Origin of the sequence: Arthrobacter cupressi (assembly GCF_900099975.1) — a bacterium.
Lineage (GTDB): Bacteria > Actinomycetota > Actinomycetes > Actinomycetales > Micrococcaceae > Arthrobacter > Arthrobacter cupressi.
In genome coordinates this window covers 17,375-31,279 of sequence record NZ_FNEI01000020.1, presented here as the reverse complement: position 1 = coordinate 31,279, position 13,905 = coordinate 17,375, and the positions used below count along the sequence as shown (strand labels likewise).

Below are 13,905 nucleotides of genomic sequence, written 5' to 3'. Positions count from 1 at the left end.
TTTCGGATGAGGGTTCAAGCGCGCAGCCAGGCGGTTGCCTCGCCCGCAAGTTTGCCGCCTTCAGCCGGAACGCTGGCAAGGAGGAGCTCACCTGCGGGAAGTTCGACGGCGGCGGTTCCGAAGTTCGCGACGACATGCCAGCCGCCCGGGCGGACGAAGTGCAGTACGTCCGCGTTGCCGGTGTCGATCCATTGCAGCTTCTCCTCGGTCTGCAGGCCGCGCCGGAGTGCGAGGGCGGTGCGGTAGAACTCGAGGGTGGATCCGCCGTCGGCCTCTTGGACGCTGGCCGCATACCCGGCGAACCACACCGGCTGGGGAAGGTGGGCCCCGTTCGCGCCGAAGCCGAACGAGGGGCCGTCCGGCTCCCACGGCAGCGGAACGCGGCAGCCGTCCCGGCCCAGCCCGTCCCATTCGGCGCCGCGGAAGAAGGACGGGTCCTGGCGGCGGTCCGCCGGAATGTCCGCGACTTCGTGCAGGCCAAGTTCCTCGCCCTGGTACAGGTACGCCGATCCCGGCAGCGCCAGCATGAGCTGGGTGGCTGCCTTGGCGCGGCGGATGCCGCCGGCAACATCAAGGGCTTCCTTCGGCCCGCCGTCCCGGACCCATTCCACGCCGCCTTTGACCGCACGGCCGTTCAGCGGAGGCAGCCCGTAGCGGGTGGCGTGGCGGGTGACGTCGTGGTTGGAGAACACCCAGGTGGAGGTCGAACCGGTCAACCGGCTCTGTTCCAGGTTGTCCGCAATAACCGCCCGGAACTGTCCGGCGTCGAAGTCCGCCATCAGCAGGTCGAAGCTGAACGCCTGGCCCAGGCCCTCGGGCGACGCGTACTTCGCCCGGCGCTCCGCAGTCTCCACCCAGGCCTCCGCCACGGCGAAACGCGGCGGGTTGTATTCGTTGAAGACCTTCCGCCATTCTGCGTAGATTTCGTGGACCTCGTCGCGGTCCATCAGGGGGTGGGTTCCGGAGTTCCGGTCCATTGTGGACAGTTCAGCCTTGCCGGGCAGCCTGGCCGGCAGGTCCTTGACCAGGAGGTTCGCGACATCCACCCGGAAGCCGTCCACTCCGCGGTCGGACCAGAAACGCAGGGTCGTCAGGAAGTCCTCCCGGACTTCGGGGTTGTCCCAGTTGAGGTCGGGCTGTTCCGGGGTGAAGGTGTTGAGGTACCACTGTCCGTCGTCAACGCGGGTCCACCGCGGGCCGCCGAACGAGGCGGTCCAGTCCGAGGGCGGCAGTTCCCCGTTCTCTCCCAGTCCGTCGCGGAAGTGGTAGCGTTCCCGGGCCGGCGAACCCTTCGGGGCGGCCAGTGCCTCCCGGAACCAGGCATGCCGGTTGGATGAGTGGTTCGGCACGATGTCCACGATCACCTTGATGCCCGCGGCATGGAGGGCGGCCACCATCTCGTCGAAGTCCGCCAGCGTGCCGATCTTCGGATCCACATCGCGGTAGTCATCCACGTCATAGCCGCCGTCCGCCAAAGCCGAGGGATAGAAGGGACTCAGCCAGACGGCGTCGACCCCCAGCGCCTTCAAGTACGGCACCTTGGCCGAAACACCCTTCAGGTCCCCGATGCCGTCACCATTCGAATCGGCAAAGCTCCGCGGATAGATCTGGTAGACGGCGGCCTGCCGCCACCAGTCAGGATCAACAGCAGCGGGATCGGAAGCGGACGATGCGGCGAAGGGGGGCGTAGGCAAACCGGGAATCCTTTTCAGGTAGTAAGAAGCGGTGGGAGGAACGACGACGGCGGGTTCCCGCCGTCGTCGTTCCTGCTTATTGGCGGGGGTGCCTCAGGACTTGGAGCCCGAGAGCGCGATGCCGTCCACGATCTGCCGCTGGGCGACGGCAAAGATGATCAGCAGCGGTGCCGCGACGAGCGTTGTGGCCGACATCAAGGAGGTCCAGTCGGCGCCGTACTGGCCCTTGAACTGGTTCACCAGCAACGGGAGGGTGAAGTTGGCGTCGCTGTTGAGGAAGATCAGCGGACCGAAGAAGTTGTTCCACTGACCCAGGAACGTGAAGATGCCGAGCGCCGTGAGCGGGGTGCGCAGCAGGGGCAGGATCATGGTGGTGAAGACCCTGAAGCGGCTGGCGCCGTCCAGTTCCGCGGCTTCTTCAAGTTCCCGTGGAATGCCCTTGATGTACTGGCGCATGAGGAAGACCCCGAAAGCGCTGAACAGGGAAGCCGGCATGATCAGTGACAGCGGGGTATCGATCCAACCGAGCCATCCCATGATGATGTACAGAGGGATGATGGTCAGCTGGGCGGGGATCATCATGGTGGCCAGGAACACCATGAAGAGGTGTTTGCTTCCGCGGAAGTCGATCCTGGCGAATGCGTAGGCGGCCATGGTGCTGGTCAGCAGCGAAACCACCGTGACTGTCACGGCGATGTACGTGCTGTTCCAGAAGCCCCGGACGAAGTCGGCACCGGCAAAAGCGGTCTCATAGCCTCCGGTGGTCCAGGCCTCCGGGAGGAAGGTGGGCGGCTGGCGGAAAATCTCATCCAGCGGTTTGAACGAGGAGAACATCATCCACAGGAACGGCAGGGCCATGAGGGCGGCGCAGGCAGCGAGGGCCAGGTGAAGGATGATTTTGCCCGGCCGGACCGGCCGGCGGCGCGTCCGCGTTTCCTGGGAGCGGGCAATGTTGCGGGTCAGGGTGCTCATTCTGCGTAGTGAACCCATCTCTTCTGGGCGGCCATCTGCAACCCGGTGACTCCCAGCAGGACCAGGAACAGCAGGAACGCCAGGGCTGAAGCGGCTCCGAAATTGAACTCACGGAAGGCCATTTGGACAATCTCGTAGACGATGGTGCGGGCCTCGTCCGGCGCGCTTGAATCCATGAAGACGTAGATGTAGTCGAAGACCTGGAAGGAGCCGATGATCGAGGTGATCGAGAGGAACAGGATGGTCGGTGAGATCAGCGGCACCGTCACGTGCCACAGCTTCTGCCACGCCGAGCAACCATCCAGTTCGGCGGCTTCCAGGTATGAGGCGCCGATGCTTTGCAGCCCGGCCATGAACATCACCAATTGATAGCCCAGGCCCTGCCAGATCGCCACGACGGCGAAGGACGGGATGATGAACGCCGGATCCTGCAGCCAGTTGGGCGCCGGGATGCCAACGGAACGCAAGGCGCTGTTGATGGGACTGATCTCGGGGTTGAACAGGTAGAGCCAGATGGTGGCGACGGCCACCGAGGAGGTGACCACCGGGGCAACGAAACCAAGACGGTAGACGTTGGTCATCTTTCCCGCCTTCTGCATGAACAGCGCGAAGAGGAAAGCCGTGATCATCACCCCGGGGACCTGCAACACCGTGAACCATACGGTGTTGATCGCGGAACGCTGGATGCGGGGGTTCTCGAAAAGTTCGGTGAAGTTGGACAGTCCCGCGAAGGTGGCGGCGCCGAACCCGTCCCAGTGGCTGAAGGCCAGGTACAGGGCAAACACCAGGGGGCCGATCATGAAGACGATCAGGCCTACGAGCTGGGGCGAAAGGAAGACGAGGGCCGCGATGGCGTCCTTGCGGTGCCGTCGGGACACCTTGCGGCGCGGCTGGACCGGCACGGCATCAGCGCTGGCCCGGATCTGTGTGTCCAGTGACATTCTGCTAGCCGTTCACCAGCTTGGTGACCGCTTCGGAGAAGGAGGCAGCCGTCGTCGACGGGTTCTTGAAAAGCTTGTCAACAAGCGTCGGCAGTTCCGTGGCCGTCTTGGCGTTGGACACGAAGGCGTTCGGCATTGCGAAGCCCTTCGCGACAACGTCATTGAACAGTTTGCCGTGGGCAGGAACCCCGCCTTCGGTGGCCAGTCCATCCAGGCCCTTGACCGATGCCACAGCGTTGCCCCCTCCGGAAAGGCGGAACTGCTGGCCCTCCTTGGAGACGTAGTTGCCGATCAGTTCGAGTGCTTTTTCGCGGTTCTTCGCTTTCGCGTTGAGGGCGATCGCTGCGGTGGCAACGGGAACCGGCATGATGTCCTTGCCGGTGGGCGAAGGCAGCGGGGCAATGTCGTATCCGAACTTGACGGACTTCAGGGTTGGCAAGGCCCAGCGTCCCACGTTATTGAAGGCAAGCTGGCCGGCCAGGAAAAGGGCGTCGCCGCTTTGGCCCTTCGGCAGCGAACCGGCGTAGGTGATGTTGCCGGACTTGAACTGCTCCAACAGCCAGGCCAGGCCTTCCTGCGCCTTGGGGTCGTCGGCGAAGACAATCTTGCCGGACTCATCCTGGAGCTTGCCGCCGAAGGCGGTTACCGCCCAGGCCCAGTTGAACCACCAGTTGGAAAGGATCAGCCCCTTCTTCCCCGAGCCACGGACCTTGTCCAAGGCATCGGTGAAGGCGCCAAAGTCCCACGCGCCCCCGTCGAACAGCTGGGCGGGGTCTGAGCTGACGCCCGCGGACGCGAGGACGTCCTTGTTGAACCACAGGACCGAGGGGTTGCAGTCCACCGGAAGTCCGTAGAGGCCGGTGCCGTCGGCAGCCTTGCACCATTGGTAGAGCCCCTCCGGGAACTCGTCCAGCTTCACCGGGGATTCTCCGCCTGAAAGATAGTCGCTCAGGTCCGCGACCTGCTTCGACGCAATGAACTTGGCCATCTGCCCATCCCCGACATAAAAGGCGTCCGGCGCCGCCCCGCCGGCCAACTGGGAGAGGAGCTTCGCCTCATAGTCACCCACGACGGCCTGGAAGCTGACCTTGGCGTTGATCTTCTTCGACAGCTCCGCGGCGAACTTCTTGTAGCGCTCTCCTTCTCCGGGGTTTGCCCATGCCGCCCAGGAGACACTGCCGCCGGAGCCTGAGCCGCCTGGAGCCGAGCCGCCACCGCACGCGGCCAGGGCCGGCGCCGCAGCGAGGCCGAGGGCACCAAGCATGCCCGTGCGCAGGAGCGCCCGGCGGTCAACAGTGCGTGAGAGGAGGGAGTCAGACATCTGCGTCGGTTCCTTTCATGGGAGCGGCGGGGCCAACGGCGGCCTGTGCGCTCAAGTTTAATTAGGAGGTAAATTTACTACCTATCGCAAGTATGGAGTGAGGCTCGCCACAGAGTCAAGAAGGTTGGAAGATGTAAGGAAAGGTAAATTTATGGACTAAATTTAGAGAGAGTGAACTGCCGCTTAGCGGCGGGGGCAGATGGGGAGGATTGAAGATGGTCGAGACGGCGCCGTCAACGCAGCTGGTGCGCAGGCTCAATGCGAGCGCCATGCTGAAGGCGATGCGCGGGGCAGGAGTCCTGACGGGAACCGATCTCATGGCCGCGACCGGGCTTTCCCGCGCCACTGTCATCTCGATCTGCGATGAGCTCGTCCGGCTGGGCTGGCTCCAGGAACTGGAAAACCAGCGGGGGGCCGGGGACTACGTCAAGGGCAGGCCGGCCCGCCGCTTTGTCTTTGACGACCGTGCGGCCAGCGTGCTCGGCATCGACATCGGCGCCACCAAAATCACTGCCATCGTGGCGGATATGGCCGGCACCCCCCTGTCCCAGGTCACCATGCCGTTCCGGCACGCATACAGTGTGCCCGCGGACGAACGCGCCGACGTCCTGGACCGCATCGCCGCAAAGGCCCTGGACGAAGCGGGCGTATCCGTGGATTCCGTGCTTGCCGTCTCCGTTGGCGTGGCCGCCCCGGTCAGCCGCGCCGGCGAAGTCCTCACCGCCCAGGAGTTCTGGAAGTCCTTCGACGTCCGCGGGATCATCTCAGAGCGGCATGGCTGGCATGTGCTCCTCGAAAACGACGCCAACCTCGCAGCGCTGGCCGAACGCTGGCGGGGCACCGCCCAGGGAGTCGACAACCTCGTTGTCATGCTTGCCAGCGACCGGCTCGGTTCCGGAATCCTCGAATCCGGCCGGCTGCTCCACGGACAGCTCGGCGGCTTCGGCGAACTGGGATACTTGGACAATCTCGACGGCGTCGGCGACACGAGCGGCATTGCGCACTATGCCGTGCTGTGGGCGCGGGAGGCCCTGGAGGCCCATCCACGGTCCCGGTTGCACAAGCTCTGCGCCGGGGATCCCGAAGCCCTGACCGCCGAGATGGTCTTCGCCGCCGCGGCGGACGGTGACGCGTCCGCCGTCGGGGTCCTGGACCGCGTGGCGCACCGCATGGCGCGGGTCATCGGCTCCCTGAGCACGCTGGTGAACCCCGAACTCGTGGTCCTCGCCGGCGCCGTGGCCGAATCCGCCCGTGCGCTCATCCCGGCCATCAACAAGGAACTGCCGGACTTCACCCATACCCCGCCGCGGCTGGAGGCCTCCACCCTGGGCGACGGCATCGTGTCCATCGGCGCCATCCGCCACGCCCTGGACTATGTCGAGGAAAACGCCCTGGACGTTTTTCCGGCGTCGCTGTCCAGGAGCGCCTCGTCCTAATGCCCGGCGCCCGCGGGCAACTCGGATGACGGGGCGCTGTTGGGTCCGTGCGTCAGGAGTCCCCTGTGAGGGCCTCAACGATGTCCCTCGCGCCGTCCCGGAACTCGATGGTCCGTCCGACGGTCTCCGGCAGTTCCAGGACGGCAGCGGCCACCAGCGCGACGTTCGACCGTGACGTTCCGGTGCCCGCACCGGGATCCGAAGGGTTGACGTCGATCAGTCCGGTGGCGGGGTCGTTGCTCAGCGTTCCGGGCCCGAGGACCGTCCAGTCCAGCCTGCTGGCTCGCAGGTACTCGTCCGCCGCCGCCTTGGCCTCGGCGTACGGGAAGAAGCTGTGGTTTTCCGGGACGCCGTGCCCCGGCCCGGCGCCGAAGTAGGACACCATCACGTAGCGCTTCACGCCCGCCTGCGCCGCGGCGTCCATGGAACGGATGGCGGCGTCGCGGTCCACCGCGTAGGTGCGGGCCGGATTGCCGCCCCCGGCCCCCGCGGACCAGACCACGGCGTCGCTGCCGCGCAGCGCGGCGGCGAGTTCCGCCGTCGTGGAATGCTCGACGTCGAGGATCACCGGGGCGGCGCCGCTCGCGGTGACGTCGGCGGCGTGGTCCGGGTTGCGGATGATGGACGCGACCGCATGGCCTTCGTCACTGAGGATGCGGGCAAGCTGCAGGGCCACTTTGCCGTGGCCGCCGATGATCGTGATCCGTGGCATTTACCCATTCAAGCAGGTGCAAAAACAAAAGGCCCCGCAGATCGAAATCTGCGGGGCCTTGCCCTGTAGCGGTGGGGAGGCTCGATCTCCCGACCTCACGATTATGAGTCGTGCGCTCTAACCAACTGAGCTACACCGCCACGAATGAGAAAGCCCGTGCCAAGCCGGTCATACCGCCTTGACACAGGCTCTCATTCAGAGCCCCCTGCCGGAATCGATCCGGCGACCTCGTTCTTACCAAGAACGCGCTCTACCACTGAGCTAAGGGGGCAACGAGTAAGTACTCTACCGGAGGTTCGCCCCTGACGCCAAATCGGGGCTGAAGGGGGCAAATACCGGGCCAGACACAATTTGCGGAGCACCCAAATCGGTGTTCCACGAGCGCCGGAACCAGCGTTCCACGGACCTCGAAAACGGTGCGGAAGCGCCGCCGTCGGGCTCCTTCCCGGGGCACGTCGGGCTCCTTCCCGGGGCACTTCGACACGACATGCCGGCTGGGTTCGGCGGCCTTCGTCCCACGCGCCTCCAAAGGCCCCCGCGACGGCGTCAGGGCAGCCGCCGTCGGGCCCTTCAGGGGGCGGTTCGGCACGGCACCGGTGGAAAACGCATCCGAGCGCCTGTCTGCGCCCCTAGTGCCCCGACGGCGGAAAGGCCCGAGAGCGCCAAACTGCCCTATAGTTCAGGCAAACCGCCCTTAAACGCCCGAAGGGCCGGCACAATGCCGGCCCTTCGGGGGTCAAACTAAGCGGTGGTCTTTACCACTTGCCCTTGCGGTTGAAATCACGGTGTCCGCTGTCGCCGCCGTGGCGGGGCTTGCGGGCGCCGTTGCCGTGGCCGCCAAAGCGGGAGTCGCTGGCCTGGCCGCGGTCGCGGTCGCCGAAGCTGCGCTCGGAACGCTCGCTGTAGGAACGGCCGCCGCGGTCGGCGGAAGAACGTTCGCCGTCGTTGCGGCGGAAGTCCTTCTTGAACCCGCCGTTGCCCTTGAAGTTGCCGCGGTTCTCGCGGTCGCCGTAGCCGCCGCGATCACGGTTGGGCTTGCGGCCGGAGTCCAGCTCGAGGTGGATCAGCTCGCCGCCGATCCGGGTGCGGGACAGGGCGCGCAGCTGCTCGGGGCTCAGGTCCGCCGGGAGTTCCACCAGAGAGTGGTCCGAGCGGATGTCGATGCCGCCGATCTGCGAGGACGAGATGCCGCCCTCGTTGGCGATGGCACCCACGATGGAGCCCGGCATGACGCGCTGGCGGCGTCCGACGGCGATCCGGTAGGTGGCGTTGCCTTCGGTGAGCGGGCGGGTCGGGCCACGGGAGCCGAAGCCGTCCTTGCCGCGTTCGCGCTTCTGGAATTCCGGAGCAGCCGGCAGTTCCTTGACCAGCAGCGGCTGGCCGCCCTGGGCCATGACGGCCAGGGCCGCGGCGATCTCGGCCGCGGGAACGTTGTGCTCTTCCTCGTAGGAGGCGATCAGGTCGCGGAACAGTGCCACGTCCTCGGACTCGAGGGTCTCCGTGATGCGCTCGGCGAACTTGCCCAGGCGCAGCGAGTTCACGGTCTCCGCGGTGGGCAGGTGCATCTGCTCCACGCTCTGGCGGGTTGCCTTCTCGATGGCGCGCAGCAGGTACTTCTCGCGCGGGGTCATGAACAGGATCGCGTCACCGGCGCGGCCCGCACGGCCGGTGCGGCCGATGCGGTGCACGTAGGACTCGGTGTCGTGCGGGATGTCGTAGTTGACCACGTGGCTGATGCGCTCGACGTCGAGGCCGCGGGCGGCGACGTCGGTGGCCACCAGGATGTCGATGCGGCCTTCCTTCAGGGCGTCCACAGTGCGCTCACGCTGCTGCTGCGGGATGTCGCCGTTGATGGCGGCGGCCTGGAAGCCGCGGGCCTTCAGTTTGTCGGCGAGGTCCTCGGTGGCCATCTTGGTACGCACGAAGGCGATGACGCCGTCGAACTCTTCGACCTCGAGGATGCGGGTCATGGCGTCCAGCTTGTGCGGGCCCATGACCTGCACGTAGCGCTGGCGGATGTTGGAGCCCGTGGAGGTCTTGGACTTCACGGAGACCTCGGCCGGGTTGTTCAGGTACTGCTTGGACATGCGGCGGATCTGGCCCGGCATGGTGGCGGAGAACAGGGCCACCTGGCGGGACTCCGGGGTTTCCTGGAAGATCTGCTCGACGTCGTCCGCGAAGCCCATGCGCAGCATTTCGTCGGCTTCGTCCAGCACCAGGTACTGGAGTTCGGAGAGGTCCAGGGAGCCCTTGGCGATGTGGTCGATCACGCGGCCGGGGGTACCGACAACCACCTGGGCGCCACGGCGCAGGCCGGCCAGCTGCGGGCCGTAGGCGGAACCGCCGTAGACGGGAAGAACAGTGAAGTCCTCCATGTGCTTGGCGTAGGAGGTGAAGGCCTCGGCAACCTGGAGGGCCAGTTCGCGGGTCGGGGCCAGGACCAGCGCCTGGGTCTTACGGGAGGGTCCGTTGAGGTCGTGCAGTTCGGCCAGGCGGGACAGGGCCGGGACGGCGAACGCGGCGGTCTTGCCGGTACCGGTCTGGGCCAGGCCGACGACGTCGCGGCCCTCGAGCAGCAGCGGAATGGTGGCAGCCTGGATGGGGGACGGCTTCTCGTAGCCGACGTCCTGCAGGGCGGCGAGTACACGGCCGTCGAGGCCGAGGTCGGTGAAGCGGACACCTTCCTCTTCGTCTTCCGCGGGAGCGGCGGCTTCGGCAGGAGCGGAAGCGGCGGGCGCGTCAGGCGCGGTGTCGACGGTCTCGGTGATTTCGGCGTCGAGGGTTTCGTTCGGGTTTTCGGGCATTGGGGAAGATTTCCTCATCCATAGGTGGCCAGTCGGCGCGGCCCGGTTGGGCTTGGCCGCAGTACGCATTGCACGCGGCAGAACCTATGGGGGCACGGCCGCACGCAAAGAAGTCCGGCGCTGTCGCAATCCCATGGCAGGACTTCGCGCTGCATCTCTTGGCTGCCATCCCGGCAGTCTGTACAGCGTTTTCTTCGCCCGGCTCTCCCTATGAAAATGCCCGCATCAAAATCACGGGCCCCAACACTGACCAGTCCTGCCTCAAAAATTGGGCAGGAAAAAGGGATTTCCGGAGTGGGGGATACATCCATTGTAGGGTACGGCCCGGCGGGCCCGTGACACAGGGCCCGACGGCGGCGGTGAGCTTGCGCACAAAATCCCCGGTCAGGTGCCCGGTTCAGTAACTCAGGGGCGCGGTTCAGTAAGCGGCGCCGGCCCGGCGCATGACCTTCTCGAACTCGTCGTGGTACTCCGGCTGCAAGCGGATCTCGCCGTCGGCTTCGGCGTCGAGCAAGGTCTGGACGTCTTCCACGGTGGGATCGCTGAACCACTTCCCCACGGTGATGCCGTGCTTTGGTACGAAGAGCCGGTGGATGTGATCGCCGGCGGAAATGCTTCCGGTCTTCACCACACGCAGATAGCAGCCGACCCGCCCGGCCTGGGTGAAGCGCTTGACCCACTGGGGTTCGTCCATGACCCGCTGGAACGTGGCGCACGGGACGCGGGGCGAGGTCACCTCGACCTCCAGGTCCAGCCCGATCTTCCAGCGTTCACCGATCACCGCATCCGTGGTACCGATGCCGCGCACGCGCAGGTTCTCGCCGAAGGTCCCCGGCGGCAGTTCGCGCTGGAGCTCCCCGGTCCAGTAGTCGGCGTCGTCCTGGGAGTAGGCGTATAGCGCCTGGTCTTCGCCGCCGTGGTGCACGCGGCTTGCCTGGACGTCACCGTGCACGCCAAGTTTGTGCACCTTGACGGGCCCGTCCACGGGGCGCTTGTCGATGGCGGTAACGCCAACGCTGCCTTCCGGATCCGCCAGAAGCTGGTGTACCCGGCAGACTGCGATCAACGATGCGGTGTCCATGGGACCAAGCCTAGCGCTAGGGGTCGAAGCGGTACCCCATGCCGGCTTCGGTGTGGAGGTGCCTCGGCGTGGAGGGGTCGCATTCGAGCTTGCGGCGGAGCTGGGCGATGTACACGCGCAGGTACTGGGTTTCCTTGGCGTAGGCCTGGCCCCACACCTGCGTGAGGATCTGCTGTTGGCTGACCAGCTTCCCGGCGTTGCGGACCAGCAGTTCCAGGATGTTCCATTCGGTGGGGGTCAGCCGCACCTCGCCGCCGTCCTTGACGATCTTCTTGCCGGCCAGGTCCACCACGAAGTCGGCGGTTTCCAGCGTGGGCGCCTCGTCCCGCGGACCGGCCCGGCGGGAGGCGGCCCGCAGCCGGGCCAGGAGTTCGTCCAGGCCGAAAGGTTTGGTCACGTAGTCGTCCGCTCCCGCGTCGAGCGCCGCCACCTTGTCTTCGGAACCGTGCCGGGCGGACAGCACGATGATGGGCATGCCGCTCCAGCCCCGGATACCGCGGATCACGTCCACGCCGTCCATGTCCGGCAGTCCGAGGTCCAGCACCACGATGTCCACCGGCTGGTGGGCAGCGGCCTTGAGGGCGTCGGCGCCGTTGCTGACGGTCAGCGCCTTGTACCCGTGGGCGTGCAGGTTGATCTGCATGGCCCGGGCGATCTGCGCCTCATCCTCGACGATCAGTACCAGGCTCACAACTGTTCCCCTTCCCACAGCGGCAGGGTGACCACCATGGTCAACCCGCCGCCCGGCGTCGGCTCCGCAGTCAGGGTGCCGCCCATCGCCTCAGTGAACCCCTTCGCGACGGCGAGCCCCAGGCCGATGCCGCTGCGCCCTTCCCGTGCGGAGCCGGCGTCGTCCAGCCGCTGGAACGGCAGGAACAGCGCCAAAATGTCCGACGGCGGCACTCCCCCGCCGTGGTCGACCACCCGCAGTTCGCTGCCGGGCCGCCCGCCAACGGCGACTCCCGCGGTACGCGAGCGCAGCACGACGTCCGAACCGGGCGCATATTTCACGGCGTTCTCCACCAGGTTGGCCACCACGCGTTCGAGCATGCCGGCGTCGGCTTCCACGGCGGGCAGGTTGGGGGCCAGTTCATTGCGGATGCGGTCCTCCGGCACGCCGCGCAGCGCGTCCGGCAGGACCTGTTCCCAGGCCAGCCCGCGCAGGTGCGGCGTCACGGCGTCCGCGGTGATGCGGGACATGTCCAGCAGGTTGTCCACGAGGTGGTCCAGCCGGTCCGCGTAGTCTTCGATCGTTGCCAGCAGTTCGCGTTCGTCCTCCGGGCTGAAGCTGATTTCCTCCTGGCGGAGGCTGCTGACGGCCAGTTTGATCCCGGCCAGCGGGGTGCGGAGGTCGTGGGATACCGCCCGCAGGATGGAGGTGCGCATGGTGTTTCCCTCCGTGAGGCGCAGGTTGTCCTGCCGGCTCTGCACCAGTTGCTGCCGCTCCCGCACCGCGACCACATAAGCGCCGAAAGCGGCCAGCATGCGCTTGTGCTGCCCGGACAACGGTCCGCCGCGCAGCAGCAGCGTGTAGTGGGCGTCGACGACGGCGGCATGGTCGGCCGCGGCGTGGCCCAGCGGCGGCTGCGGCCCTGAGCTTGCCAGCACGTGCCAGCGCGGTTCCGCCCGCCGGGCGGTGGCCGGGGTGCGGACCGGGCCGTCCGGCGGGCCGGCCTCCAGGAGCGTCACCGCCTCCATGCCGAGCTTGGCGCGGATCTTGTCCAGGAACGATTCCAGGCTGCCGTCCGAACGGAGGATCCGCAGGGCAAGCTCGTTCAGGGCCAGGGCCTCGGCCCCGGCATGCGCAGCCTCCTGGGCCCGCCGCGTTGCCAGCCCCACCGCCAAGCCCACCCCGCAGGCCACCGCGAGGAAGACCACCAGGATGAACAGGGTGGACGGATCGGCGATCGAGAAGGAGCCCACCGGCTCGGCCGAGAAATAGTTGAGCAGCGAGCTGCCCAGGACGGCCGCCACCACGGCTGGCCAGAGGCCCCCTACCGCGGCCACGGCAACAGCCACGGCCAGGTGCAGCAGCATGATCATGGCAAAGTTCCGGTAGCCCACCGCGGTGACCAGGAGCTCGACGGCGGGTGGCAGCAGGACCGCGAGGGCCAAGCCGGCCAGCACGCGGCCGCGGCCGATGCCGGGGACGCCCGGCCGCCCGGGGAGTGCCGTGCCCTTCCCCGCCCCGGTTCCATTCATTGCGTCAGCTGCGGCCATGCCCCAATTCTGGCATTCCCCGCCCCATGCCGCGGCAGGAGCGCAGCGGTAGGCTTTCCTCAGCAACCAGATCCCGGGGGGACAGGAAAGCATGGATCCAAATAGCAATCCGTCGGACGCCGACGGCCCGGACACGGGGTCCGGCCCGGACCAAGGTCCGGACGGCGCACGCGACGGCGGCCGGCCCAAGCCGCCGCCTTGGCAGGTGCCGCAGCCGGAGCTGCGGCCGGAACTCCAGAAGCCCGACGCCGGGCCAGACGGATCGCCGCAGGAGCCGCCCGCCGTCGTCGACCCCTTTGCCCGCGAACACGCCAAACGGGCCGCGGAGGCCGCCCACCGGAAGAAGCGCTCGCAGCGGCGGACCGTGGTGGTGGGCCTGGGCGTCACGGCGCTGCTCGCCGGGACCATCACCGCGATCGTGGCGAGCCAGGAGAACGACGCCGACTACGCGCAGGTGTGCTTCAACGATGAGACCGGCGAGCGCGTGGAGGACGTCAACTGCGGCAGTTCCGAGGGCCGCGGCTCGGGTTTCTACGCCTGGTACTTCTACTCGCGCGGCTCCAGCGTCCCGGCCGTGGGCCAGAACCGCAGCACGTATCCGAACTACACGCGGACCATGCCCAGCGGTGCAAAAGCCTCCACCGGGTACAGCACCAAGGGCGGAACGGTGAGCCGCGGCGGCTTTGGCGGAAGCTCCAAGGGCGGCGGAAGCACGGGCAGCTGA

11 protein-coding genes and 2 tRNA genes are annotated in these 13,905 nt (G+C 67.0%); 2 read left to right on the top strand and 11 right to left on the bottom strand.

Annotated features, from left to right (window positions below; translation table 11 throughout):
- Positions 1–14 precede the first annotated feature (14 nt).
- From BLP88_RS17465 to BLP88_RS17450, 4 genes are all read right to left on the bottom strand, one after another.
- Positions 15–1,694 carry a glycoside hydrolase family 13 protein gene (locus tag BLP88_RS17465; protein ID WP_074591319.1) on the bottom strand — a complete coding sequence of 560 codons (1,680 nt, stop codon included), beginning with the start codon at positions 1,692–1,694 and terminating at the stop codon, positions 15–17.
- Positions 1,695–1,787: 93 nt separating this feature from the next.
- Complete coding sequence (locus tag BLP88_RS17460) at positions 1,788–2,666, bottom strand: carbohydrate ABC transporter permease (RefSeq protein ID WP_074591318.1); 879 nt, start codon at positions 2,664–2,666, stop codon at positions 1,788–1,790.
- A complete protein-coding gene (locus tag BLP88_RS17455; RefSeq protein WP_084111337.1) occupies positions 2,663–3,607 on the bottom strand; it encodes a carbohydrate ABC transporter permease in 945 nt (314 codons plus the stop codon). Before BLP88_RS17455 ends, BLP88_RS17460 begins: the two co-directional genes overlap by 4 nt.
- A gap of 4 nt (positions 3,608–3,611) precedes the next feature.
- Positions 3,612–4,928, bottom strand: a complete 1,317-nt coding sequence (locus tag BLP88_RS17450; protein WP_074591316.1) for an extracellular solute-binding protein — start codon at positions 4,926–4,928, stop codon at positions 3,612–3,614.
- Positions 4,929–5,143: 215 nt separating this feature from the next.
- Here BLP88_RS17450 and BLP88_RS17445 point away from each other — a divergent pair, with 215 nt between their 5' ends.
- Complete coding sequence (locus BLP88_RS17445; protein WP_074591315.1) at positions 5,144–6,364, top strand: ROK family protein; 1,221 nt, start codon at positions 5,144–5,146, stop codon at positions 6,362–6,364.
- Between the two features lie 52 nt (positions 6,365–6,416).
- Here the strand turns inward: BLP88_RS17445 and BLP88_RS17440 are convergent, their stop codons facing one another.
- The 7 genes from BLP88_RS17440 to BLP88_RS19250 all read right to left on the bottom strand — a co-directional run bounded on the left by BLP88_RS17440 (position 6,417) and on the right by BLP88_RS19250 (position 13,181).
- Positions 6,417–7,076 carry an SDR family oxidoreductase gene (locus BLP88_RS17440; protein WP_074591313.1) on the bottom strand — a complete coding sequence of 220 codons (660 nt, stop codon included), beginning with the start codon at positions 7,074–7,076 and terminating at the stop codon, positions 6,417–6,419.
- Positions 7,077–7,142: 66 nt separating this feature from the next.
- A tRNA-Met gene (locus BLP88_RS17435) sits at positions 7,143–7,216 on the bottom strand.
- A 59-nt stretch (positions 7,217–7,275) separates the two neighbouring features.
- A tRNA-Thr gene (locus BLP88_RS17430) sits at positions 7,276–7,347 on the bottom strand.
- 484 nt (positions 7,348–7,831) lie between these two features.
- Positions 7,832–9,880 (bottom strand): DEAD/DEAH box helicase, encoded by a 2,049-nt coding sequence (locus BLP88_RS17425; RefSeq protein ID WP_074591311.1) that lies wholly within the window; start codon positions 9,878–9,880, stop codon positions 7,832–7,834.
- A gap of 418 nt (positions 9,881–10,298) precedes the next feature.
- The gene (locus tag BLP88_RS17420) at positions 10,299–10,961 is read right to left on the bottom strand and encodes an MOSC domain-containing protein (RefSeq protein WP_074591310.1); all 663 of its coding nucleotides are present in this window, start codon (positions 10,959–10,961) and stop codon (positions 10,299–10,301) included.
- A gap of 16 nt (positions 10,962–10,977) precedes the next feature.
- Positions 10,978–11,652: a response regulator gene (locus BLP88_RS17415; RefSeq protein WP_074591308.1), complete on the bottom strand. Its 675-nt coding sequence runs from the start codon at positions 11,650–11,652 to the stop codon at positions 10,978–10,980.
- On the bottom strand, positions 11,649–13,181 hold the full coding sequence (locus BLP88_RS19250) for a sensor histidine kinase (protein ID WP_074591306.1): 1,533 nt from the start codon (positions 13,179–13,181) through the stop codon (positions 11,649–11,651). Before BLP88_RS19250 ends, BLP88_RS17415 begins: the two co-directional genes overlap by 4 nt.
- Before the next feature lie 91 nt (positions 13,182–13,272).
- Between BLP88_RS19250 and BLP88_RS17405 the strand changes: the two genes are divergently transcribed.
- Complete coding sequence (locus tag BLP88_RS17405) at positions 13,273–13,905, top strand: Tat pathway signal protein (protein ID WP_074591304.1); 633 nt, start codon at positions 13,273–13,275, stop codon at positions 13,903–13,905.